Source organism: Erwinia sp. 2186 (assembly GCF_057812255.1).
The window spans coordinates 3068692-3092039 of the sequence record NZ_CM173824.1 but is presented as its reverse complement, the minus strand read 5'-3'; the positions used below and the strand labels follow the sequence as shown (position 1 = coordinate 3092039).

General features: G+C 52.4%; 20 protein-coding genes. 10 read left to right on the top strand and 10 right to left on the bottom strand.

Translation table 11 applies throughout. The features are described from left to right. Positions 1 to 149: 149 nt before the first annotated feature. Together ACXKZG_RS14285 and ACXKZG_RS14280 are read left to right on the top strand one after the other, a co-directional pair. Positions 150 to 2354, top strand: coding sequence for a TonB-dependent receptor (locus tag ACXKZG_RS14285; protein WP_488875052.1), 2205 nt, complete (start codon positions 150 to 152; stop codon positions 2352 to 2354). A 166-nt stretch (positions 2355 to 2520) separates the two neighbouring features. Next, positions 2521 to 2661, top strand: coding sequence for a hypothetical protein (locus ACXKZG_RS14280; protein ID WP_167738402.1), 141 nt, complete (start codon positions 2521 to 2523; stop codon positions 2659 to 2661). On the opposite strand, the gene ACXKZG_RS14275 is transcribed toward ACXKZG_RS14280, so the two are convergent. Then, positions 2662 to 3816 (bottom strand): beta-glucosidase, encoded by a 1155-nt coding sequence (locus tag ACXKZG_RS14275; RefSeq protein ID WP_488875051.1) that lies wholly within the window; start codon positions 3814 to 3816, stop codon positions 2662 to 2664. A gap of 155 nt (positions 3817 to 3971) precedes the next feature. Here ACXKZG_RS14275 and ACXKZG_RS14270 point away from each other — a divergent pair, with 155 nt between their 5' ends. Continuing rightward, positions 3972 to 5444, top strand: a complete 1473-nt coding sequence (locus ACXKZG_RS14270) for a phospholipase D family protein (RefSeq protein ID WP_488875050.1) — start codon at positions 3972 to 3974, stop codon at positions 5442 to 5444. A 41-nt stretch (positions 5445 to 5485) separates the two neighbouring features. Here the strand turns inward: ACXKZG_RS14270 and mdoC are convergent, their stop codons facing one another. Then, positions 5486 to 6637: a glucans biosynthesis protein MdoC gene (gene mdoC, locus ACXKZG_RS14265; RefSeq protein WP_013201631.1), complete on the bottom strand. Its 1152-nt coding sequence runs from the start codon at positions 6635 to 6637 to the stop codon at positions 5486 to 5488. Positions 6638 to 6907: 270 nt separating this feature from the next. Between mdoC and mdoG the strand changes: the two genes are divergently transcribed. The 3 genes from mdoG (at position 6908) to ACXKZG_RS14250 (ending at position 11412) form a co-directional block, all read left to right on the top strand. Next, positions 6908 to 8446 carry a glucans biosynthesis protein MdoG gene (gene mdoG, locus ACXKZG_RS14260; RefSeq protein ID WP_173363026.1) on the top strand — a complete coding sequence of 513 codons (1539 nt, stop codon included), beginning with the start codon at positions 6908 to 6910 and terminating at the stop codon, positions 8444 to 8446. Continuing rightward, positions 8439 to 11009, top strand: a complete 2571-nt coding sequence (gene mdoH, locus ACXKZG_RS14255) for a glucans biosynthesis glucosyltransferase MdoH (RefSeq protein ID WP_105759273.1) — start codon at positions 8439 to 8441, stop codon at positions 11007 to 11009. The genes mdoG and mdoH overlap by 8 nt, the downstream gene beginning before the upstream one ends. Before the next feature lie 160 nt (positions 11010 to 11169). Then, a complete protein-coding gene (locus ACXKZG_RS14250; protein ID WP_013201634.1) occupies positions 11170 to 11412 on the top strand; it encodes a YceK/YidQ family lipoprotein in 243 nt (80 codons plus the stop codon). A 65-nt stretch (positions 11413 to 11477) separates the two neighbouring features. Here ACXKZG_RS14250 and ACXKZG_RS14245 read toward each other — a convergent pair whose 3' ends face one another. Further along, positions 11478 to 11876, bottom strand: a complete 399-nt coding sequence (locus tag ACXKZG_RS14245; protein WP_134823868.1) for a MysB family protein — start codon at positions 11874 to 11876, stop codon at positions 11478 to 11480. A gap of 380 nt (positions 11877 to 12256) precedes the next feature. Between ACXKZG_RS14245 and ACXKZG_RS14240 the strand changes: the two genes are divergently transcribed. After that, positions 12257 to 12979: an HNH endonuclease gene (locus ACXKZG_RS14240; RefSeq protein WP_488875049.1), complete on the top strand. Its 723-nt coding sequence runs from the start codon at positions 12257 to 12259 to the stop codon at positions 12977 to 12979. Between the two features lie 319 nt (positions 12980 to 13298). Here the strand turns inward: ACXKZG_RS14240 and ACXKZG_RS14235 are convergent, their stop codons facing one another. After that, the gene (locus ACXKZG_RS14235) at positions 13299 to 13706 is read right to left on the bottom strand and encodes an Hcp family type VI secretion system effector (protein WP_488876270.1); all 408 of its coding nucleotides are present in this window, start codon (positions 13704 to 13706) and stop codon (positions 13299 to 13301) included. Between ACXKZG_RS14235 and ACXKZG_RS14230 the strand changes: the two genes are divergently transcribed. Further along, complete coding sequence (locus ACXKZG_RS14230; protein WP_245174119.1) at positions 13699 to 14235, top strand: DUF4225 domain-containing protein; 537 nt, start codon at positions 13699 to 13701, stop codon at positions 14233 to 14235. The genes ACXKZG_RS14235 and ACXKZG_RS14230 overlap by 8 nt on opposite strands. Before the next feature lie 2 nt (positions 14236 to 14237). Here the strand turns inward: ACXKZG_RS14230 and ACXKZG_RS14225 are convergent, their stop codons facing one another. From ACXKZG_RS14225 to ACXKZG_RS14210, 4 genes are all read right to left on the bottom strand, one after another. Then, a complete protein-coding gene (locus tag ACXKZG_RS14225; RefSeq protein WP_134823871.1) occupies positions 14238 to 14564 on the bottom strand; it encodes a hypothetical protein in 327 nt (108 codons plus the stop codon). Positions 14565 to 15211: 647 nt separating this feature from the next. Next, positions 15212 to 16447 carry a multidrug efflux MFS transporter MdtG gene (gene mdtG / locus ACXKZG_RS14220; protein WP_013201639.1) on the bottom strand — a complete coding sequence of 412 codons (1236 nt, stop codon included), beginning with the start codon at positions 16445 to 16447 and terminating at the stop codon, positions 15212 to 15214. A gap of 159 nt (positions 16448 to 16606) precedes the next feature. Further along, on the bottom strand, positions 16607 to 17527 hold the full coding sequence (locus ACXKZG_RS14215) for a Kdo(2)-lipid IV(A) acyltransferase (RefSeq protein WP_488875048.1): 921 nt from the start codon (positions 17525 to 17527) through the stop codon (positions 16607 to 16609). A gap of 161 nt (positions 17528 to 17688) precedes the next feature. Next, positions 17689 to 18783, bottom strand: coding sequence for an NADH:flavin oxidoreductase/NADH oxidase (locus tag ACXKZG_RS14210; RefSeq protein ID WP_338569388.1), 1095 nt, complete (start codon positions 18781 to 18783; stop codon positions 17689 to 17691). A 214-nt stretch (positions 18784 to 18997) separates the two neighbouring features. Here ACXKZG_RS14210 and trhO point away from each other — a divergent pair, with 214 nt between their 5' ends. After that, positions 18998 to 20047, top strand: coding sequence for an oxygen-dependent tRNA uridine(34) hydroxylase TrhO (gene trhO, locus ACXKZG_RS14205; protein WP_134823874.1), 1050 nt, complete (start codon positions 18998 to 19000; stop codon positions 20045 to 20047). A gap of 48 nt (positions 20048 to 20095) precedes the next feature. On the opposite strand, the gene ACXKZG_RS14200 is transcribed toward trhO, so the two are convergent. Together ACXKZG_RS14200 and ACXKZG_RS14195 are read right to left on the bottom strand one after the other, a co-directional pair. Then, positions 20096 to 20668, bottom strand: coding sequence for a YceI family protein (locus ACXKZG_RS14200; RefSeq protein WP_041692258.1), 573 nt, complete (start codon positions 20666 to 20668; stop codon positions 20096 to 20098). Between the two features lie 23 nt (positions 20669 to 20691). Continuing rightward, on the bottom strand, positions 20692 to 21246 hold the full coding sequence (locus tag ACXKZG_RS14195) for a cytochrome b (RefSeq protein WP_105759269.1): 555 nt from the start codon (positions 21244 to 21246) through the stop codon (positions 20692 to 20694). A 617-nt stretch (positions 21247 to 21863) separates the two neighbouring features. On the opposite strand from ACXKZG_RS14195, the gene proP reads away from it, so the two are divergent. After that, positions 21864 to 23336, top strand: coding sequence for a glycine betaine/L-proline transporter ProP (gene proP / locus ACXKZG_RS14190; RefSeq protein ID WP_013201645.1), 1473 nt, complete (start codon positions 21864 to 21866; stop codon positions 23334 to 23336). Positions 23337 to 23348: the final 12 nt, after the last annotated feature.

Below are 23348 nucleotides of genomic sequence, written 5' to 3'. Positions count from 1 at the left end.
ACGCTAACTGGCTGAAAATAAATCAGTTGAACGATTTGCCGCGATGCGTGTCCTGCTGACATTTTCAGCTTGCATTTCGGACTTCCCTGAGGATAATCGCAATCCGAATAATAATTATTATCAATTGTATTAATTATCAGGGAAATGTAATGGCCTCTTCTTCCACTCAGAATCGCTTCCGGTTATCGCTGCTGGCAGCGTTGATTAGCACAGCGACTGCGCCCGCTCTGGCAGCAACCACCGACAGTACCGCCGGTAAAAAATCGGCAACCCCCGAAGAAACCCTGACGGTGGTGGCGAAACCCGATGACAACTTCAAAGCGGGCGGCGACCAGCTGGTCCCTGCCTATCTTGATGGCCAGATCGCCAACGGCGGCCGTGTGGGCATGCTGGGCGAGCAGGACGCCAAAAACGTGCCGTTTAACGTTATCGGCTATACCAACAAAATGATCCAGGATCAGCAGGCGACCACGCTGAAAGACGTTGTCGCCAACGACGCTTCGGTGCAGAACGTGCAGGGCTACGGCAACTTTGCCGAAACCTACCGCATCCGTGGTTTTGATCTGGACGGCGACGACATGACTTTCGGCGGTCTGGCGGGCGTGATGCCGCGTCAGGTTGTCTCTACGCAGATGATTGATCGCGTTGAAGTGTTTAAAGGATCCAACGCGCTGATCAACGGCTCTGCCTCGTCTGGCGTGGGTGGAATGATCAACCTTGAGCCGAAGCATGCGGAAGACACGCCGCTGACCCGCATTGGCGTTGACTACACCTCCTCTTCACAGATTGGTACCACGCTGGATGCGGGCCGGCGTTTTGGTGACGATAACCAGTGGGGCGTGCGGGTAAACGTCCTGCACCGTGAAGGCGAAACGGCGATCGACAATGAGAAACGCCGCGCCACCGTGGCGTCAGTTGGGCTGGACTATCGTGGTGATAAGCTGCGCACCTCGCTGGACATGGGTTATCAGAAGCAGGAATACCACGGTGGCCGCCTTGGCGTGAACGTCAGCGGCGTGGATTTTATCCCTGAAGTCCCGCGTGCGACCAGCAACTACAGCCAGGACTGGGTTTACAGCAACCTGGAAAGCGAATTTGGTATGGCGCGTGCGGAATATGATATTGCACCAGACTGGACGCTTTACGGCGCAATGGGTGGCCAGCACTCGCACGAAACCGGCGCGTATGCTTCACCATCACTGAAGGATGAAGACGGCACGGCCACTATCGGCCGCATGGACACCAACAAAATCGTTGATGCCTTCAGCGGTATGGCCGGCGTTCACGGTAAGTTCGATACCGGCTTTGTCAGCCACAGCGTTAACGTCGGCTACTCCGCGCTGACCAAGCGTGAAAAGACCTCTTACGGCATGGCGCTGACCCCGCAAGCCACCAATATTTATGACACCTCGCCGGTGGCCGCGCCAACTAACACCTACTTTGGTGGCGATCTTGATGACCCGCGTCCAACCAGCCGCGTGCGGACGGAAGGGCTGCTGCTGTCGGATACGCTGGGCTTTGTTGACGACAAAATCCTGCTCACCGTCGGTGCCCGTCATCAGAAAGTGGTGGTGCGTAACTATGCCTACGGCACCGCAGAGGAAGATACCGATGCGCGCTTCACCAAATCCCGCTGGACGCCGGGCTACGGTCTGGTGGTTAAGCCATGGGAGACCGTCTCGTTCTATGCTAACCACATTGAAGCGCTGCAGCCGGGTGACACCGCCAGCAGCGGGGCGGTCAACGTCGGTCAGGTAACCGGCATTTCCCTGTCGAAGCAGAATGAAGTGGGGATGAAGGTAGATTACGGCAACATAGGCGGCACGCTGGCGCTGTTTGAAATCAAAAAACCAACCGGTATCATCAACCCGCAAACCAACGTGTTTGGCCTGTACGGCGAACAGCGTAACCGCGGCGTGGAGCTGAACGTATTTGGTGAGCCGATCTACGGTGTGCGTCTGAACGGCAGCGCCACCTGGTTGGATCCGAAAATGAGTAAAACGGAAGATGGCACCTGGGACGGCAAAAATGCCATCGGCGTGGCCAACTTCTATACCGTGCTGAGTGCGGAATACGACATCAAACCGATCGAAGGTCTGACCGCTCTGGCCCGCGTCACGCATTCTGGTTCGCAGTATGCTGACGAAGCCAATACCAAGAAACTGGACAGCTATACCACGCTGGATCTGGGTATGCGCTACCGAATGAAGGTGCAGCAGAACGATCTGACCTGGCGGCTGGGCGTGGAAAACGTCACCAACGAGAAATACTGGTCCGGAGTGGAAAGCTACGGGACCTACATTTATCAGGGCGACCCGCGAGAGCTGAAACTTTCCCTCTCCTACGATTTTTAAATCACAGGCCGCGAAAGCGGCCTTTTTTCTTTACAGAATTCTTACGTTATTTGCCTGAACCGCCGGGACTATTCATTTTATCAGCGGGCGACTGTGCTATAGTACAGTCCATAAGAAAATACTGGCGTTAAACACAGGACGTTTGGCCAGCAAATGATGAAGAAAAATGAGCGAACGTCCTGAAAACGATTACCCTAAAGAGCCCCGCTTTCCGCTTGATGATGCGCAGTTTGCCATTGTGGTTCTGGCCCTGACCTCCTTCACGCTGATCATGTTTGTGCTGGTGATCACCCTGTGCATGACCTGATTACTCTCTCTGCTTAAATTTAATCTGCTGGCTGCGGATCTCCAGCGCATACGGCTCATAAATGGTTCGGTTGCCGTTGGCATCTGGCAGGCCGAACAGGCCGCCAGGCGAACGTCGGTCGTCAGCCCAGGATGGGTAGTCCACCGCCGGAAACAGTGAGATCCCCTCGATTTCGCATCCCCGATCCATCGCCATCCCGACCTGCTCAATCACCCCTTTTAGCCACGGCACCCTGGCGTCGCCTTCCGCACCGGTTTCCGCAATCAGCAGCGGGCGTTGATAACGTTGCCATACCTCGCTCAACAGCGATGAAAGCGGGCGGTAATCGGGATGGTGGGCCTCCAGCGGATCGCCATTAACAAACCACTGATTATCGGGATACCAGGTCAGGCCGATAATATCCATCAGCGCCGGATCGCCTCCCAGTTCCGGATTCAGCCGACCGCTGAGCATATCCCAGGCTTCGTACTGCGCCTCGTGCTGGCGGCTGGCTTCCTGACGACTGGCCTCGCTGCTCTCCAGCGCGGCGACGTTAACCAGCGGATCGGTCAGCACAAATCGCGCCGCCGGAAGCTCTTCCCTGATGGCGTGCATGGCGGCGACAGACGCCCGTACCAGCTGCTGTTTTAACTCGCGGCCGCGACCGGTCACATTGGGGTTAAACCAGGCGACATCGGCACCGGCCCATGACCAAAAAGAGATTTGATTCATTGGCGTAAAGAAAGGGGCGGTAAACCCTTCATCGCGCATCAGACGGGCGGCAGCGCGTGAGAACGCCGCAAAACGATCGATAAACTGCGGTTGCCAGATATCCAGTCCGTCGGGCCAGCCAAAATGGGCCAGCTCCCAAATCATCTCAATTTCGTGCTGTTTGGCGGCCAGTAACATCGGTAAAAATGTTGACCAGTCATATTCTCCGGCGGTTTTCTCGATCAAATACCAGCGTGCGCCATCGCGCGCGGTATAAAGATGTTCAGCCGCCAGATGGGCGTAATCCTTCTCTAACAGGGTGTCATGGCCGCTGTTGATCACCAGGTCCAGGCGTTTGCCTTCGCTGCGGCAGGCGGTTGAGCAGGCGAAGCTGCCCTGAAAGAAACTTTTAAACAGCTGTGGCCTGTGGCGCAGGGGAGAGTCTTGACGCGTTTCGCTATTCATGGCATTTCCTCATCACAAGGGCTATCGCAACGCACTGGGCTAAGTCTAGACTAAATGCCATTGCAGGCCGCAATCAGAACAGTCGCATGACAATACAGGCAAACAGCATTGATAATAGAACCAGCAGGACCTTTCCTTCGAACTAAGGACCATTGATGGCCGAAGCCTATACCCCTGAACCTGACGAGCCTGATTTTGAGCAGACGCGTCTGACCCGTGCCGTCTCTCCCCTGGTGGACAATCATCCCGACCACAGCGGCATTCACCCGCTTGAAGATGGCCTGGACGCGTTTGCGGCCCGCTATCTGCTGATGACCATGGCCGAGCACACGCTGGATATTCAGTACTACATCTGGCAGAACGACATGTCCGGGCGACTGTTGTTTAGCGCGGTACTGGAAGCCGCGGAACGTGGCGTTAAGGTCCGGCTGCTGCTGGATGACAACAACACCATGGGGCTGGATGAAACCCTCAGCCAGCTCAGCAAGCACCCGAATATCGAGATCCGGCTGTTCAATCCCTTTTCGTTCCGCACGCTCAGAGCGCTGGGCTATCTCACCGACTTTGCCCGGCTCAATCGCCGTATGCACAACAAAAGTTTCACCGTAGACGGAGAAGCCACCATTGTTGGCGGACGAAATGTGGGCGATGAGTATTTTGGCGCGGGAGAAGAGCCGCTGTTTTCCGATCTCGACGTGCTGGCGATTGGCCCGGTGGTGGCCGAGGTGACGAAGGACTTTGAGCGTTACTGGAAAAGCCGCGCGGTTGAACCCTTCAGCAAAGTGGTTGATCTCGATGACGCGGCGGCCAACAGTGCGGTGTCATTACCAGAAGCCTGGCACAGCGACCCGCAGGTTGAGCGCTATCTGGAACGGATTCACGCTTCGCCATTCGTCGCACAGCTGGAAAGTGGCGACCTGCGGCTAATCTGGGCCAACACCCGCTTGCTGAGTGACGATCCGCGTAAAGGATTAGGCCGGGCGAAAGCCGGGAGCCTGTTGCCTCAACGCATGCTGGAGGTGATTGGCAAACCCCAAACGCAATTCGATATTATCTCGGCCTACTTTGTCCCAACGCGAGCCGGCGTGGCGCAGCTGCTGTCGCTGGTGCGCAAGGGGGTGAAGATAGCCATTCTCACCAACTCTCTCGCGGCCAATGACGTCTCGGTGGTGCATGCCGGCTACGCCAAATGGCGCAAGAAGTTGCTGCGCCACGGCATCACCTTATATGAGCTGAAACCGCATACCGATAACCGCGATAAGCCGCATGACCGGGGATTAACCGGTAATTCAGGTTCCAGCCTGCATGCGAAAACCTTCAGCGTCGACAACGAAAAGGTGTTTATCGGCTCGTTCAACTTTGACCCGCGTTCCGCCATGCTCAACACCGAAATGGGCTTCGTGATTGAGAGTGAATGCCTGGCATCCAGTATTCACCAGCGCTTTATCACCCGGATGCGCGACCGGGCCTGGACCTTACGTCTGGACAAATGGGGTCGGGTAAACTGGGTGGAGTATCCGGGAGAAGGGGAGAAAGAAATTGTGCATAAGCATGAACCCCGAACGCGCTTTATGCAGCGGTTGCTGGTTCGTCTGGTCTGGCGTCTGCCGATTGAGTGGCTACTGTGAGGTGATAACACGCCCGTTCAGCAGATGAACGGGCGTTTTTTTTAACTGACTTTTTCAGCGGCAGTCTTTTTGCGCTGGGGTTTTCCTGAGAACAGGAAGCGCAGTAACGGCACGCGCAGATGGATTTCGTACAGCATAAACGCGATACCAAACACAAAGACCAACCCGGCAAAGAAGCCAAGGGTGTTGCTGCCGATCTCGGGTACGAACAGGATGCCGTAGATAATGGTCAACGGATGGTGCACCAGGTAGATAAACAGCGAGGCATTCACCAGGTAGGTCACACGCGGGGAATGCGAGTTCAGGAAGCGATGTCCCAGCGAGAACACCACGTTCACCATCCACAGGCCCATCATCATCGACACCACCGCATCAATCTCGTACAGCCAGCCTTCGCCTTTGTTGTAAGTCTGGTTAGCCACGTACGCCACAAACGCCAGCGCTGAACCGACAAAAGTCCAGGGCACCGGTTTGACGAACAGGGCTTTAATCGCCGGATACTTCCACGACATGGCGCCCAACATAAAGAAAGGCAGGAAGAACAGTGACTGCATTACCGCATAATTAAACAGGCCATCGCCCAGCAAATCGGGGGCAAAAATAAACAGCAGACGACGAATGGCTCCCCAGGCCAGGCTACAAAGCAGGATGGCGAGGGATAATTTGCTCCAGGTTATGTCGGAATAGTCTGTTTTTGAGCCTTTGCCATCGCGCAGCCATTTAAAGGCCCAAATTCCGACAACGGTCAATACCACCAGCACCAACAGGAACCAAAGATGGGAAATTAAATTCCATGCCAGCGCATTAAACCGTTGGTAAAAACTGAAGTCATGCCAGTCGCCAATCTTGCTGGTCCAGTCTTTTATCAGGTAGAACTGCGGCAGCGTAAGCAGCGGAACCGCCGCCAGCATTGGGATGCCGACACGTTCAAGCCGGACTTTCAGCCAGTGCTTCGAACTGTATCGCAAATAAAGCATGTAGGAAAAATACCCGGAAATGACAAAAAATACCTGCATACGAAAAGCATGAATAAAGTCATTTAACAGGGTCAGCCACTCAGACGGGGCCGGGCTGTTCACCGTCCAGATCTGGGTGGAATAAATCAGGGAGACGTGAAATGGCACGCCCAACAGCATCAAATAGGCCCTGATCGAGTCGAAAAAGTATTCTCTTTCCTGTGTGTTTTTAGTCATATATATCCAATATTCAACACGTTAACGCGTTGGCTCGCCCTGAGCCACGCTAAAGCCTTACGCTCACTTTAGGGTAGAAATCGCGGGTATACTATCAGGCTAATCTGGATCCGTTAAACACTTGAGAATAAGGCGATTAGCGCAGGTAACACGAGGAACTAAATGATTGCCGAGCTGTCGGAATGCTGAATAATCCATTAAGATGGATAGGATTGATTTAAGCACACGAAAGGGGGGGATGTGCTGATTAAAATGAAAAATAAGCCAAAACTGATGAAATTGCGCTGGTTAGGCGTAACAGTTTTGCTGTCGATGTATGCCAGCTCCAGCTGGGCTTTCAACATTGATGACGTAGCAAAGCAGGCTAAAGATTTGGCAGGGAAAGGGTACGAAGCGCCGAAAAGCAATTTGCCTTCCCAGTTGCGGGACATGAAATATGCGGATTATCAGCAGATTCAGTTCAATCGCGATAAAGCCTATTGGAGTAAGCTGAAGACCCCATTCAAGCTTGAGTTCTATCATCAAGGAATGTACTTCGATACACCGGTGCAGATTAATGAAGTCACCGCTTCGACGGTTCGACAGATTAAATATTCACCAGATTACTTTAACTTTGGCAACGTAAAGCACGATCCGGAAACGGTTAAAAACCTCGGTTTTGCCGGGTTTAAAGTGCTGTACCCGCTAAACAGTAAAAACAAGAAAGATGACGAGATCACCAGCTTCCTGGGCGCGAGCTACTTCCGCGTGATTGGCGCCGGCCAGGTTTATGGTCTTTCTTCTCGTGGTCTGGCTATTGATACTGCATTGCCGTCTGGCGAAGAGTTCCCACGCTTTAAAGAGTTCTGGATCGAACGTCCAAAACCGTCTGATAAGCATCTGGTGATCTATGCGCTGCTGGATTCGCCACGGGCGACGGGAGCCTATCGCTTCCTGATCACCCCAGGCAAAGAAAGCACGGTTGACGTGCAGTCTAAAGTCTATCTGCGCGACAAAGTAGGCAAGCTGGGCGTGGCTCCGCTGACCAGTATGTTCTTGTTTGGGCCGAACCAACCTTCGCCAAACACCAACTACCGTCCGCAGTTACATGATTCCAACGGTCTTTCTATCCACGCCGGCAACGGTGAGTGGATCTGGCGTCCGCTGAACAACCCGAAACATCTGGCGGTGAGCACCTTTACCGTTGAGAACCCGAAAGGCTTCGGACTGTTGCAGCGCGGACGTGATTTCGATCAGTATCAGGACCTGGACGATCGTTACGATCTGCGTCCAAGTGGCTGGATCGAACCACAGGGTGACTGGGGTAAAGGCCGCGTAGAGCTGGTCGAGATCCCAACGGCTGATGAAACCAACGACAACATCGTTGCTTTCTGGACGCCGGAAAACCTGCCGGATCCGGGCAAAGAGATGAACTTTAAATACCGTCTGCACTTCACTCGCGACGAGAGCCAGCTGCATTCGCCAGATGTGGCGTTTGTGAAAAGTACGCTGCGCTCAACGGGCGATGTGAAGCAGTCTAACCTGGTTCGCCAGCCGGATGGCACGGTCGCCTTCGTGGTGGACTTCACCGGTCAGGACATGAGCAAGTTGCCGGAGAATACCCAGGTAACGCCTCAGGTCAGCATCGGTAACAACGGTGAGCTGGTGGAAAACAGCGTACGCTATAATCCGGTAACGAAAGGCTGGCGTCTGATGATGCGTTTACGCGTCAAAGACAACAAGCAAGCGACCGAGATGCGTGCTGCGCTGATGAGCGGTGATAAGACGCTGACAGAAACCTGGAGCTATCAGTTGCCTGCCAATGAATAAGCCTACAGTTTTACCCACTGACTATATCGATGCGCTGCCCCTTTCCGCCGAGCGGAAGGGGGCGCTGCGTGAATCGCTGCCTGAACAACCTGAAGAGGCGTTCAGCCAGCTGCACCAGTCGCTTGCGGATGGCGGCCCGGTAGAGTGTCGTCCTGACGATGCGCCACTGGAGTCGGTTAAGTCGCGTATCGAAATGAGCTGGCCGGAGTCCGTCGGGGAAGGGAAACAGTTCGATACTGATGAACTTGACCGCACCACGCTGAAGGCCATGCCTCGCCATACTCGCTCTTCCATGTACCCGGAAGCCTGGCGCACCAACCCGGTTGCGCGCGCCTGGGATTCCGTTCGTGGCCGCAAAACCACTCATCGTTATGCCGATCCTGAAGAACAGCGGCAGGAAGATAAGTGGCGTCATGTTGGTTCGATCCGTCGCTACATCTTGCTGTTGCTGACCATCGCACAGACCGTTGTCGCGACCTGGTACATGAAAACCATTCTGCCTTACCAGGGCTGGGCGATGATCGATCCGCTGGAGATGATCAACCAGAACTGGCAGCAGTCGGTGCTGCAGATCCTGCCTTACGTACTGCAAACGGGGATCCTGTTCCTGTTCGCGGTACTGTTCTGTTGGGTCTCCGCTGGCTTCTGGACCGCGCTGATGGGCTTCCTGCAGCTGATGATCGGCAAGGATAAGTACAGTATTTCCTACGGGCTGAATGGCGATGAGCCCATCAACCCGGAGCACCGTACTGCACTGATCGTGCCGATCTGTAACGAAGATGTCGGACGTGTTTTTGCCGGTGTGCGTGCTACCTGGGAATCGGTGGCCAGAACCGGCGAAGAGAAGAATTTTGACGTCTATATTCTCAGCGACAGTTACAACCCGGATATCGCCATTGCGGAACAGAAAGCCTGGATGGATCTGGTACGTGATGTTGGCGGGGAAGGGCGCATTTTCTATCGCCGTCGCCGTCGCCGTGTGAAGCGTAAAAGCGGCAACATCGATGACTTCTGTCGTCGTTGGGGCAGCCAGTACAGCTACATGGTGGTGCTGGATGCGGACAGCGTGATGAGCGGTGAGTGTCTGACCGGTCTGGTGCGCATGATGGAAGCCAACCCGAACGCCGGTATTATCCAGTCGTCGCCAAAAGCGTCAGGCATGGATACGCTGTATGCCCGTTGTCAGCAGTTTGCGACCCGCGTCTACGGTCCGCTGTTTACCGCTGGCCTGCACTTCTGGCAGTTGGGTGAGTCCCACTACTGGGGGCACAACGCCATCATCCGTATTGCGCCGTTTATCGAGCACTGTGCGCTGGCACCGTTGCCGGGTGAAGGGTCATTCGCCGGTTCGATCATGTCCCATGACTTCGTGGAAGCGGCGCTGATGCGTCGTGCCGGTTGGGGCGTGTGGATTGCTTACGATCTGCCGGGTTCTTATGAAGAGCTGCCGCCTAACCTGCTGGATGAGCTGAAGCGTGACCGCCGCTGGTGTCACGGTAACCTGATGAACTTCCGTCTGTTCCTGGTAAAAGGGATGCACCCGGTTCACCGTGCGGTGTTCCTGACGGGCGTGATGTCCTATCTGTCGGCGCCGCTGTGGTTTATGTTCCTGGCACTGTCAACCGCGTTGCAGGTGGTGCATACGCTGATGGAGCCGCAGTACTTCCTGCAGCCCCGGCAGCTTTTCCCTGTCTGGCCGCAGTGGCGTCCGGAGCTGGCGATAGCGCTGTTCTCCACCACCATGGTATTGCTGTTCCTGCCGAAGCTGCTCAGCATCATGCTGGTGTGGTTCAAAGGGGCGAAGCCTTACGGTGGTGTGGTTCGCGTAACGGTATCTCTGTTCCTGGAAATGCTGTTCTCGGTACTGTTGGCACCGGTACGTATGCTGTTCCATACGGTGTTCGTGGTAAGCGCATTCCTCGGTTGGGAAGTGGTGTGGAACTCTCCGCAGCGTGATGATGATGCAACGCCATGGAGCGAAGCCTTCAAACGTCACGGTTCGCAGATGGCACTGGGTATTGTCTGGGCTGCAGGAATGGGCTGGCTTGACCTGAACTTCCTGTGGTGGCTGGCGCCAATCGTCTTCTCGCTGATCCTGTCGCCATTCGTGTCGGTGTTCTCCAGCCGTTCAACGACCGGTGCAGCGTCCAAACGCGCCAAACTGTTCCTTATCCCGGAAGAGTACGATCCGCCGAAAGAGCTGGTGGATACCGATCGCTACGTGGAAGTGAACCGTGAGCGCGCGCTGAAAGATGGCTTTATGCACGCCGTGTTTGACCCATCGTTCAACGCCCTGGCCAGTGCGTTAGCGACCTCCCGCCACCTGAAAAGTGATGTGCTGGAATTCGCCCGCGACCGTCAGGTTGATCAGGCACTCAGTGAATCGCCGGCCAAGCTGGATCGCGATCGCCGTCTGGCGTTGATCAGCGACCCGGTGACGCTGTCGAGGATGCATTACCGCTTGTGGGCGCATGCTGACAAGTATCACGACTGGTTCGATTACTACAAGTCGTTGAAAATGAATCCGCAGGCGCTGCAGAACACCAAGCCTGAAACGGTGTAAACGCTGAAACTTAAAAAGGCCGGGAATTGTTTCCCGGCCTTTTTTATGCCCAACGCCTGTGGCGCTTTACGCAACGCTTACGGAAATTTTGCGTTTTTTGCCAGATAGCGTTTGCGCAGTTACTCTACAATGGCGCGTTTTTCTTCAGTTAAAGGTGGTTATGATTAAGCTTATTTACCGCGGCATTCTGACGGGAGCGATCGTGGTGCTGTTGACGGGCTGCGGCAGTATTATCAGCCGGACGTTTCCGGGACAGGGGCACGGCAACCAGTATTATCCTGGCGTGCAATGGGATGTGCGCGACACGCCATGGCGCTTTCTGACTATTATCGACCTGCCGCTGTCACTGGTGGTGGATACGCTGTTGCTGCCTGTCGACGCGCACCACGGTCCTTACGAATAAAAAGCCCGGCAGTTCAGCCGGGCTTACTTCAGCGCTTAGATCGGCACACAGGGCCGCAGCAGGGACTATTCGTAGCGTTCGGACTCGCTGTTGTCATCTTCCCACTCATCTGCTGCCGCTTTGCCTTCTTCGGTGTCCGTAGGCGGCTCAAGCTGGAACTCACCTTCATCCCACTCGTGCAGCGTATTTTCAGGCAGCCATTCCTGACGGATTTCAATCTCATCGAAATCGTCATCAAAAATCGCCTGGGCAGCCTCGCCGCCACGCAGGGATAAGCATTCCCCTTCATCGCCTTCGTTAGCGAAGAACTCGGCCTGCCACATGATATCGCCATCCTGCATCACATATTTCTGCAGGTTGAACTGGCCCACTGAGGCGTCCTCTTCTTCCATTTCCGGGTTTGCAGCCAGAAACTCTTCACGTGCGGCATCAATGGCTTCTTCAAGCGTTGCATATAATGACATACCAATTCGTCCTTTCTAAGATAAGATGATTAGCAAAGGATAGTAGATCTTCTGCCACGGTAAACCTATGACCGCAAAAAAAATGAAAGCATATTTGTATACGCGTATCAGTGGGTTACATGCAAAAAGGGCTTGCTTAATGATCTTTAAATCGGTTCTGTTATTAATTGCCATGCACACTCACAAACTTGGCCGCCGCTTCAATAAATCATTTTTATTAAAACTTAGTGTTGTATCAACACTATTAGCCTGTGGGTTAGTTGGAAAATGTTGTTTCAGTAAATTCACGTTAATTGAAGAGGCTAAATGAAGCTGACTTAAAAAAACGGGTTCTTCAAACGATTTATTTTTACAAACAGATAATTACAAATAGAGGTGACATGAACAGAAAGCAATTCATCCAATCTGAGGGGGCGACATGTAGCAACTGGACATGGAGTTGGTCTTTTGTGAATCATCAAAAGCGAATGGTGATCTTTGGTACATGGGATGTTGAGCAGGAGCGAGAGAGAGCTGTTATTCTTCGTGAAGGATGGAAGAAGAACAGTAAAGATAAGAAACAGCCTGGTTATGCTCAGGCCATAGAACATCTCCAACTGGTGACTGAGGGCTACGAGCTTTACACATTCAAAATGAAATTTGCTGAACACCCTGATAATTCTGAGGTAGGAGTCATTGAAAACTTCGAACGTAAACTGGTTAAACGATTTCTAAGCAAAGAAGGTGACGTTTGGTATGCAGACTTTGCCGCTAATCCTTTCCCTGATGAAATCCCAATGCCCGATAACTTCATCGAAGGGGCAAAGACACGAGTTACAGTTAATTCTTATGAAAGGGATCCCCGAGCAAGACAGGAATGTATCCGGCATTATGGTACTGCATGTAAGGGATGTGGGTTCGATTTTGGAAAAGTCTATGGTGAGCATGGTAAGGGATTTATTCATGTACACCACATCAAACCCATTCATACTCTAGGTGAGGGATGTAGTATCGATCCTATCGTTGACCTTATTCCACTCTGCCCAAATTGTCATGCCATGGTACATTTAGGTAACAAGCTAATGACAATTGAAGAACTGAAGATCAAAACAGGGTACATTTAAAAATAATAAACAGTCGGAGTGACTATTGAATTCCTCCATGAAAAATCACCATACGTTTATATTATGAGTTGAATTACTTCATGGCATTCCTACAGATGATTTATAATAAAAACAAGAGTAACTTATGGATGTCGTGGTCTAGAGAATTTCTTATGGAGCTCAAAAAATTCGCAAGGATTAAATATTGTTGCTTTAGGATTTTATGGAATGACAATAGCAACCCATTTTTTAATTAGACGCATTCTATTGGTTGGTGCTACTTAGGTTCAGATGGGCTCTGAAAGTTATTTTGAACCTATTAGAATGCATCATATCAAGCTTATTCGCGGTTTTCTTTTATGTTCCAGCTTGATTGGGTTTCTGCACCCTTACCGCCAGTAGTCGACTGCTCCCAGTACTGGGTTTTAACTTTTGCAGCCTGGAACTGGTATGTCATACCAACAAGATCACGCTGGCTTGCACCATTGAACATTGCATCAATGATCAGTACATCCTCAAGGGTAATACGGCAGTACTCATTCTGAGTGCCACCGGCTTTACATATCGCCAGCTCAATCTTACTGATGTGCTTGCCATTAGAGACATAACGCCTGATTGCAGGAATGGCCTTATCAATATTGGCATGGACTGTAAGATCGCGGTAATGAACCTTGCCAGCTCCACCCCCACCACCAACACTCATATTCCCGGCCTGGCTTGCCCCCCAAGAGAAGGAGTCAATGTCGATCCAGGTAGTGTCTGCATCTGTTCAGTTCTATCATGAACATGAAAAAATTATCGGTTATATAATCGATGGCATAGGTGTTGTTGTGGGTGGGTTACAGATGGTTGCAGGTGCTACCTTGATTGCTGGTTCAATGGCTACTGGGAATGTAATTGGAGTTGTAGCTGGTTCGAGTTTGGTTCTGAGTGGTGCTGGCTCAACTATAGAAAGTGCTGAAAAACTCCTTGGACGTGCCAATCCAACAAATTTCATGCGAAATGCATATGAAGATGCTGCTGAATTTATGGGCTTCGACAAAAGATTGGGATTTTTAGCTTATCAGGCCGTAGATTTTACTACATCGTATTATGGGGTTTTGAAGTTAAGTTTAAAACCAGAAGCATGGAGGCTATTTAACTATCTGCCATCAGATTATTACAGAAAGGTTCAGACAATGAGCAAACCTGCTCTCGCATTAAAAGGAGCTGGTGCGGCAAAGAAAGGTATAGAGATCGGCATTAACATTAAAGATCTGAATACTGATCCCAAATAATTTTACTTTTTCTTAGCCATGTAGCGATGTGCTTTCCATGCTAATTTCATTGGAGTGACAATATAAACAACGGTGACTCCAAAAAGAATAACTATCAGGTAGATGACAAAGTTTTCCGCTGAGTCATAGATACTGCCAAAAATGGCAATAACTGCCATCAGTAACATCCCAATAACACCACCCCAGAAACGTTTACTCAAGTCAAGAACTATAGAGGAAAACGTTTGATCCTTAGTAGGAACACTCTCAACTATTGTTCTTAATCGACTTATATCCTTGTCAGTAAAGCCATTGGCCTTAAGATCATTAACAAAATCCATATCGTTCAAAATTGACTCCATCTATAATTTTCTATGAATTGATAATGATTATTCTAACATATGGCTGCTTAATAGGTACATCCATTAGTTGATTGTGCATCTTTTTTTAAGTGAAGAGGGAGGTTTTACTTAATAGAGCCAAGGTTGAATTGGTGACATAGATTATATATCTTGTAAAAAATTAATCGCCCTTGACCCGCTCCCCATTGATTAATAAATCCCGATGTTAGTAATGGCGCCATAAGTCACATGAGGACATGTCCATGGAAATGTGATTTTCCGACAAGATATAATCAGTATTCACCATGCTGCCCCAAACGGGGTTACCTTCTATGAAATCTGCAGCAAACATGCCATTTCCAACACTACGTCTACACCCGGCGTAAGAAGTAAGGCGGTATCGAGGTGCCTTAGGTTAGCCCCTGAAGTTGTTCGAGGAGAAGAACATCAGGCTCAAAAAGCTGCTTGCCGTAGCTATGTAGGATCTTTTCTCCATAACAACTGATTCAGGTTTTAGATAGGATAGTCGAAGATTGCTGAGGGGAAACATCTGAGGATAAAAAAAGATGAAAGGAATTTTGTGCAGGCCTTTCAGCAGGTTAATGAAAGGACTGGGCAGGATTGAGCACAAACTCGGCGCGATCCTGCCAGCAAATTCACTCATCCAGCATTGAACTGCGATCCACGCGGCGGCGCAGGGTGATCCACGAGTAAATGGCGTTAAACAGCACCACGCAGGCGGTCACCACGAACACGGCGCGGAATCCCCAGTGAGCCGACACGGCAGCGCCCATTAGCGGACCGGTGACATTGCCGATGTCTCTGAAAGACTGGTTATAACTGAATATTCGTCCCGCCACCTGATTGCTGGCGTTATAAATCAGCAGCGTCTGCACCGCAGGAAGGAGCGCACCATCTGCGGCGCCGAGCAGGAACCGCAAAATACCCAACTGCAGCGGATTCTGCACCATCGACATCGGGATTAACAACAGCACCGACACCAGCAGCATCGCCACCAGAATCCGTTCCGGGCCAATCCGGTCACCCAACTTCCCCAGCCGTGGCGCGCTGATCAGCGCAGCAACGCCGGGCACTGAGGCGATCAGCCCGCTGACGAACGCCAGGTTCTGAATATCTCCGGCCAGATCCCGCACGTACAGCGTCAGAATTGGCGCTATTGAGCCAGTCGCCACCTGAATAATCATCGTGGTAACAAACAGCGTCAGCACCAGTCTGGGGTTTTTCAGGGTGGTAAACACCTGATGGGCGTGCAGCATGTCCTTTTTTTGCACCGGCACAAACTCTTCGCGCACGGCAAACAGCGTCATGATAAAGCAGACGAAGAGAACCGAAGCGGTGATAAAGAACACCGGACGCAAACCAAAACTGTCCGCCAGTAATCCGCCGATCAGCGGGCCAATCAACGCGCCGCTGACGGCACCGGTGGAGAGCCAGCCGAGCGCCCAGCCGCTTTTGTTGCGGGGCACCTGCGTCGCTATCAGCGCATTGGCATTGGGCACAAATCCTCCCAACAAGCCCAGCACTGCACGCAGCGCCAGGAACTGCCAGATTGATGTCGCCAGGCCCATCAACACCATCACGACAGACATGCCCAACGCCGAGCGCAACAGCATGATCTTACGGCCCTTACGGTCAGCCAGACCACCCCAGAAAGGGGAGGCAATGGCTGAAAACAGAAAGGTGATGCTGAACACCAGTCCCGACCACATATTCAGTGAATGAGGATCGGTAACGCCCAGCAATTCGACATACAGCGGAAGGAACGGCATCACCAGGCTGAAGGCGATACCGGTAAGAAAGCAGCCGCACCAGGCGACAAACAGATTTTTTTGCCAGTTGATCGAGGAGAGCGGAACGTCAGCAGTAGCCATAGTTCAGTGTAAGACCTGTAGGGTGGATTTTTTTATTAGCAGGCTAATTATGCGCGCAAAAAATCGGCATTAACAGGGGGTACATAAGGAAAAGAAACAGCGTTTAAAAAGGGTTTTAGTTGGGTAACAGGCCAGGAAAAACCCTGCTACCAACCAGATTTAATAAAGGGAGGATTCACCGGCGGGACGGGTTTTAAAGCGGCGATGCAGCCACATATATTGCTCCGGCGCCATCAGCACGCCGCGTTCAATCACCTGATTCATCCTTGCCGCCGTGGCGGCTTCATCATCCAGCGGCATGTCTTTCTCTTCCGGCAGGATCACCATTTCATAGCCTTTTCCGTGCGGCAAACGGCGTGGCACAAACGGAATTACCGCTGGATGACCGCTACGGATAAGCACATAGCTGCCTTTGGTTGAAGCGGCCTTATCGACGCCAAAGAACGGCACAAACACGCTGCTCTTCGGGCCGTAATCGTGATCCGGCGCGTACCAGATGATGTCGCCGCTTTTTAGCGCGCGGATCATGCCTTTCAGGTCTTTACGATCCAGCATACTTTTATTGGAACGCATGCGGCCCCAGGTCTGTAACCAGTCCAGCAGCGCATTGTCATTGGGACGGTACACGCCGATGCCGGGATTATGGATGCCGAAAATACGGGCGCCCAGCTCCAGCGTCAAGAAGTGCATACCAATCAGCAAAATGCCTTTGCCGTCTTCGTGTGCCTTATCGATGTGTTCAAGTCCGCTGACGTGGAACCACTTATTTATGCGCCAGTTCGGCCAGAACCAGGCCATGCCGGTTTCAATCAGTCCCATACCCACGGATTCAAAATTCCGTACCACCATCGCTTCGCGTTCTGCTTCCGGCATGGTTGGAAAACAGAGCTCCAGATTACGGTGAGCGATATTCACGCGCTTACGCAGGAAACGCATTGAAAGGCGTCCCAGGCCGCAGCCAATATAATAGAGGACCGGGTAAGGCAGCAGCACCAGCAGGTACAGGAAGCCAATACCCATCCAGGTATGCCAATAACGAGGATGCAACAACGCGCGCGTAAATTGAGGCAGCTGAGTCATGAGTGTCCAGATCGCATAAAAAGGGCAGTATTATGCTGCCCAAGAACTTTAAATTATGGCCTATTGTGCCATTTGTTACGTGCAGAATGAAATAACCCGCTGTGTTAGCGTTGATTTGGGTCGCCAGCAGCATAAACAGGCTGTGACGACCCAGATAAGGCTTATTGCTTAAACAGCCCTTTGACCTCATGAGGCTCACAGCGCCAGTATTGCTCTGGTGCATGCACCTTCGCACCCAGTTTCGCCGCCGCGTGCCACGGCCAGCGAGGATCGTAAAGCATACCGCGCGCAAGGGCGACCATATCGGCCTGCTGTTCCACCAGCACCGCTTCGGCCTGCTCCGGCTCGGTGATCATACCCACCGCAATAACCGGGATCGTGACGGCTTTTTTAATCGCCGCGGCAAAGGGCACCTGATAGTTCGGCCCGACTTTAATTTGCTGCGCCGGTGACAGGCCGCCGCTGGAAACGTGAATATACGCGCAGCCTTCTGCGGCCAGCGCCTGACTTAACGCAATGGATTGTTCCACATCCCAACCGCCTTCCACCCAATCGGTAGCGGAAATGCGTACGCCAACCGGTTTGTTCGCCGGGAAGACGCGACGGACTTCGCGGAAAATTTCCAGCGTCAGGCGCATTCTGTTTTCCAGCGAGCCACCGTAGACATCATCACGCTGGTTCGACAGTGGTGACAGGAACTGATGCAACAGATAGCCATGTGCCGCGTGGACTTCAATCAAATCCAGGCCCAGCCGATCGGCGCGAATGGCACTATCAACAAAGGACTGTTTGATCTCTTCGATGCGCGCTTTGGTCAACGCCACAGGCGTGCCATCGGTCTGATTAAACGGTACGCCAGAAGGCGCAGAGGTTTGCCAGCCGCCTGCTTCAGGCTGCAGGAAACCACCGCCACGCCATGGCACATCGGTAGAGGCTTTACGTCCGGCGTGGGCAAGCTGGATACCAATCGGCATGGAGGAGTGCTGACGTACGTCTTTTAACACCGAACCCAACGCCTGTTCAGTTTCATCATTCCACAATCCTAAGTCCTGCGGCGTGATGCGGCCCGCGGCTTCAATCGCGGCGGCTTCAATAATCAACAGGCCCGCACCAGAAAGCGCCAGATGGCCAAGATGGATGCGGTGCCAGGCGGTTGCGTTGCCGTGGTCGGCAGAATACTGGCACATCGGTGCGATGGCGATGCGGTTCTCGAGGGTTAGCTTACCGAGGGATATCGGACTGAAAAGCTGGCTCATGCAGGTTCTCCGGTGGGTTAACAATGTCAGTGACAAAGGCTAACTATAGGCAAATTTTATCATGGCGTTGAGCAAGCCATGCTTTTACCAGAAGCCGTCAAGACATCGGCATCGGACCTTTTCACCGCTTTTACCGGATTCCGGTTTGATTTTTCTGCTATTCAGGTATGATAGCGCCCGCAAAATTTCTCTCTTGAACGCAGGAACGTACACCATGCCAGTGTTACATAACCTTGTTTCCAATGAAGAGCTGCGCGCGCGGATGTTGGCCGAAAGCGAACCGCGTACCACAGTCTCTTTCTATAAATATTTTACCCTCGACGATGCTAAAGCCTTCCGCGATGCGCTGTATGTTGCGCTGACTAAGCTGAAAGTTTTTGGGCGCGTTTACGTTGCCAGTGAAGGAATTAACGCCCAGATCAGCGTGCCTGCCAGCCAGTACGAAACGATGAAAGCGATGCTGTATGCTTTCCATCCGGCGCTGGATAATCTGCGCATGAATATCGCGCTGGATGACGACGGAAAATCGTTTTGGGTATTACGCCTGAAAGTGCGCGAGCGCATTGTCGCCGACGGCATTACCGATGATACCTTCGATGCCAGCGATATTGGCGGCTATTTGAAGGCCAACGAAGTTAACGCGATGCTCGACGATCCGGATGCGGTGTTTGTTGATATGCGTAACCACTACGAATACGAAGTGGGGCATTTTGACAACGCGATGGAAATCCCGGCCGATACCTTCCGCGATCAGCTGCCGATGGCGGTTGAGATGCTGAAAGACGATAAAGAGAAAAAAATCGTCATGTATTGCACCGGCGGGATCCGTTGTGAGAAAGCCAGTGCGTGGATGCGTCATAACGGCTTTGAAAACGTCTATCACGTTGAAGGCGGCATTATTGAATATGCCCGCCGTGCGCGTGAGCAGGGCTTGCCGGTACGCTTTAAGGGCAAGAACTTTGTCTTTGATGAGCGGATGGGTGAACGCATTTCTGACGATGTGATTGCTCACTGTCACCAGTGCGGTGCCGCCTGTGACACTCACGTCAATTGCAAAAACGATGGCTGCCATTTGCTGTTTATTCAGTGCGCCAGCTGTGCCGAGCAGTATAAAGAATGCTGTAGCCCAATCTGCATGGAAGAGTTGGCATTAACGCCTGAAGAGCAGCGCGCCCGCCGTGCTGGCCGTGAAAATGGCAACAAGGTGTTCAATAAGTCACGTGGCAAGCTCACGATGACGCTGAAAATCCCCTCAGCAGAGTAATACCCTCCGGCCGGGTGTCAGACATCCGGCCGGGTGGTTATCCGTCAGTTACTGACGGATCCCTTCGACCGAGATCATTAGCTGCACGTCCTGTGAGGCTGGCCCCAGATCGGTTTTAATGTTGAAATCTTTCAACGCAATTTTGGTTTCGGCTTCAAAGCCCGCACGATAACCTCCCCACGGATCCTTGCCTTCACCCAGCTTTTTCGCTTCCAGCGTTACCGGTTTAGTCACCCCGTTCAGCGTCAGGTTGCCGGTGATATCCAGCTCGTCGCCATCCTTTTTCACACCCGTTGAGACAAAGGTCGCCTGAGCGAATTTCGCCACGTTAAGGAATTCCGCGCTACGCAGATGCTTATCGCGTTCCGCATGGTTAGTGTCAACACTGTTGGTATTGATGGTCACATTGACCTTATCTTTCGACGGATCGGCTTCATCAAACGTGAAGCTGCCGTCAAAGTCTCTGAACGTGCCGTACAGCCAGCTATAGCCAAGATGCTGAATGCGGAATTGCACAAAGGCATGTTGCCCCTGTTTATCAATTTTATAGTCAGCGGCTGAGGCGGTTGCCGCACTCGCCAGCAGAGCGGCAGTGGTCAGTGCTAACAGGCTTTTCTTCAACATAGTTCTGTTCCTTTCAGAGGTTAATCAACGCGGCTACCCAGCATCCGCTTCAATGTACTGTCGCGATCGACAAAATGGTGTTTCAGGGCGGCCAGGCCATGCAGAGCGGAGAGGATCACCACGCTCCAGGCCAGCCACAGGTGAATATCGCCGGCCAGGTCGGCCTGCTCGCCAAAGCCTTCCAGCGTGGCCGGCACGGAGAGCACGCCAAAGACCTCAATCGGTTTGCCATCGGCGGTTGAAATCAAATAGCCGCTGATAAAAATGGCGAACAGGATGCCGTACAGCAGCAGATGAACCGCAACGGCGCTCACACGGGTCAGTGCGGAGTAACTGCTTAACGGCTTTGGCGGCGGGGAGATGAATCGCCAGATGACCCGCAACACCATGACGGCAAACAGAGTGATGCCAATGCTTTTGTGCAATTCCGGGGCAGGGTGATACCAGCTGTCGTAATAGCCGAGGGTGACCATCCACAGGCCGAGCGCAAACATGCCGTAGAGGGCAATGGCCACCAGCCAGTGCAGCATTACGCTGACGGTGCCAAAGCGGGTGGGGGTGTTTTTCCAGCGCATGCTTACATCCTGCAATCAATTTTTGCCAAGACTGGATAATCCGAAACATAAAATCAACAACTAATTACCCGTAGTAAACAAATAGTGATTATCATTCAGAAATATTGAATGTTTAATCGGGTTATTATCATTAAATTTGGTTTTCAGAAGGTTGGTTTAGCGTTATGTGGCTTATTTATGTGGGGTTGGTTGTGGAGTGAAGAGAAGTTGTTAATGTCTGTTTATTTGATGGTAAATTAAGTATTCGTCAGTAGTTTGTCACTTTTCGTCAATATTACGCCCTAAAATAGGTAATATTTATTGATGTGTCTGCTTAAGGCGTAATGTAAATGAATAGCGGATGCCAGCAATTTGTCTATCTACTCTGGCGCAGATGTCTGAGAATCGGCATTTCTCTGGAGGTCTGTATGGTTTTTGAGGAAAAATTCAGCGATAACGGTCACAAACTTGAAAAAATCCGGTCTGTCGTATAGAGTCAGTTACCGTAAAGAGATGTTGTTTATGTGTAAATCATCGTCTTATCCCGCTGCTTTATAGCTTTCTTTCCCTTCATTACTTCCATCCCGGCAACGAAAGCTATGACGCTGCTCTCTACATTCAGTCACTCCGGAGACCGTATGAGCACTGCATCAGATTCAAATAACAAGCTTAAGAAGCTTTTCTCACGGCATAAGAAGCCGAAAGAGCTGACCGTAGACGATATCACCATTGTTGATGGCGACATGCTTAAACGCGCGGTGGGCGCCGCAGCCTTGGGTAATGCCATGGAATGGTTCGATTTCGGTGTCTACAGCTACCTGGCAGTCACCCTGGGCAAAGTCTTCTTCCCGGGCGGTGACGCTTCGGCGCAGCTGCTGGCAACCTTTGGTGCCTTTGCGGCAGCCTTCCTGGTTCGTCCGATTGGTGGACTGGTGTTTGGCCCGCTGGGTGACAAAATCGGCCGTCAGAAAGTGCTGGCGATCACCATGATCATGATGTCTATCGGTACCTTTTGCATCGGCATCATTCCGTCCTATGCCTCGATAGGCATTCTCGCGCCCATCCTGCTGCTGGCCGCTCGTCTGCTGCAGGGCTTCTCAACCGGAGGCGAATACGGCGGTGCGGCGACCTTTATTGCCGAATACTCCACCGATAACCGTCGCGGGTTTATGGGCAGTTTCCTCGAATTTGGTACCCTGGGCGGCTATCTGCTGGGCGCCGGACTGGTCACCATCCTGACCGTTGCTATGCCGCAACAGACCTTGCTGGACTGGGGCTGGCGTATCCCGTTCTTTATCGCCGCGCCGTTGGGCCTGTTTGGTCTGTATATCCGCCTGAAGCTGGAAGAAACGCCGGCGTTCCAGAAGCATATGGAGAAGCAGGAAGCCCTTGAGCAGAGCAAACCCCGTCTGACCCTGTGGCAGATGCTGAGCAAGTATCGTAAGCAGATGCTGAAATGTATCGGCCTGGTGCTGCTGTTCAACGTGTCGAACTACATGCTGACCTCCTATATGCCAAGCTACCTGACCGGTATCCTCGGCCTGAGCGAAATCAGCAGCCTGTTGCTGATCCTGGTGGTGATGTTTGTGATGATGCCGCTGACGCTGTTCTGGGGACACTGGAATGACCGTCTGGGCCGTCGTCCGGTGATCTGGGCTGGCGCAATCGGGCTGATTGTGATGGCGATCCCCTGCATGATGATGATTGGCACCGGCAATCTTTACCTGGTGTTCCTCGGTCTGATTATCCTTGGGGTGATCCATACCTGTTTCAGCGGCTCGATGCCGGCGACCTTACCGGCGCTGTTCGCTACCGATATCCGCTACAGCGCGCTGGCCATCGGCTTCAACCTGTCCGTTTCACTGTTTGGCGGCACCACACCGCTGATCACCACCTGGCTGGTGGAGAAAACGCACAACCTGATGATGCCGGCCTACTATCTGATGGGTGCTGGTGTGATTGGGGTGCTGACGGTGTTTACGCTGCGTGAAACCGCCCGTAAACCGCTGTCAGGATCTGCGCCAGCCGTGGCCACCGAAGCCGAGGCACACTCGCTGGTGAAGAAGCTACGTCTTCGTCAGCAGAAGAAAGAGGCTGACGCGACGCGTTAACCGATAAGCCAG